Origin of the sequence: Arsenophonus endosymbiont of Bemisia tabaci Q2, from assembly GCF_902713415.1 — a bacterium.
GTDB lineage: Bacteria > Pseudomonadota > Gammaproteobacteria > Enterobacterales > Enterobacteriaceae > Arsenophonus.
The window spans coordinates 1-1531 of sequence record NZ_CACTIE010000281.1 but is presented as its reverse complement, the minus strand read 5'-3'; the positions used below and the strand labels follow the sequence as shown (position 1 = coordinate 1531).

The window sequence follows — 1531 nt, the reverse complement described above, 5'->3', positions numbered from 1 at the left end:
ACTTTAAAATGATTACAAGTAATTACTCTATATCAGTAAAATTATATTGGAGAAAAACATATATTTTGTAATCAAAATTAAGACGCTTAGCTATAATAGCATCGATGAGTATTTTGTATTTATTGACGATAGTAAATAGTTATTATGAGCTCGAATTATGGAATGCGTTATTTTTTGTTTAATAATGGATTAATTGAATTTGGACTAACCAAGGGTAGTTATGAAAGGTGTATTCATTATGGTGCTTGATTCTTTTGGTATTGGCGCTACGCCGGATGCGGATAGATTTGGTGATGCTGGGGCAAACACTGTAGGCCATATTGCGACCGCTTGTGCGCAAGGGAAGGCTGATAAGGGTCGTAAAGGTAAACTCTTTTTGCCCAATTTATCCCGTTTAGTGTTAGCAAAAGCCGCTGAGGGGTCATCAGGAACATTTCCAATCGGCCTGGATGAAGACGCTGAGATTATCGGTGCCTATTGGTTATGCGAGTGAGTTATCTTCCGGAAAAGATACCCCATCAAGTGATTGGGAGATTGCCGGGGTACCGGTTTCATTTGAATGGGGATATTTTAAACAGCAAAAAATAGTTTTCCGCAACAATTATTGGATAAGTTAGTTGAAGCGCCTAATTTGCGCGGTTATCTGGGAAATTGTGACTCGTCAAGCACGGTGATCTTGGATCAATTAGGTGAATGGCATATGAAAACAGGTAAACCTATTTTCTATACTTCAGCCGATTCAGTCTTTCAGATAGCATGTCATGAAGAGACTTTTGGGGTTAAAATCTTTATCAGCTTTGTGAAATAGCGAGAAAGACACCAGATGAAGGTGCTTATAATATTGGACGTGTTATCGCTCGTCCTTTTATCGGCAATAAAGCTGGCTGTTTTCAGCGTACCGGTAATCGTCGAGATTATTCAGTTGAACCACCTGCACCAACCATCCTGCAAAAACTGGTTGAAGAAAAAGCCGGCCAGGTGGTTTCAATTGGCAAAATTGCAGATATTTATCCCAATGTCGGCATTACTAAGCAAATGAAAGCAACCGGTATTGAAGCGCTATTTGCGGCAAGCCTTGAGGAGATCAAAAAAGCGGCCGACAATACCATTGTGTTTACTAATTTTGTGGATTTTGATTCTTCATATGGACATCGTCGTGATGTTGCGGGTTATGCGGCCGAACTAGCTTTATTTGATACTCTTTTACCTGAAATGCTGGCATTAATTGAGAATGGGGATGTTTTGATTATTACCGCAGATCATGGTTGTGACCCGACCTGGCCAGGAACTGATCATACGCGGGAAAATATTCTTATTTTAATTTATGGTCCGAAAGTAAAACCTGGGAAACTAGGTCATCTACAGACCTTTTCTGATATTGGTCAAACCGTTGCGCAATACTTTGATTTATCGCCAATGGCATATGGCAAAACGCTATAGCTAAGCGACTTAATTTTGATGACATTATTTATATGAGCTATTCAATTGATTTTAGACGTAAAGTGATATTTACGATGGAAGAAGAAGGGTT

General features: G+C 39.3%; 1 pseudogene. It reads left to right on the top strand.

Annotation, left to right across the window (positions count from 1 at the left end):
- Positions 1–220 precede the first annotated feature (220 nt).
- Positions 221–1440 (top strand): annotated as a pseudogene (deoB, locus tag ARSQ2_RS11265) (phosphopentomutase).
- Positions 1441–1531 lie beyond the last annotated feature (91 nt).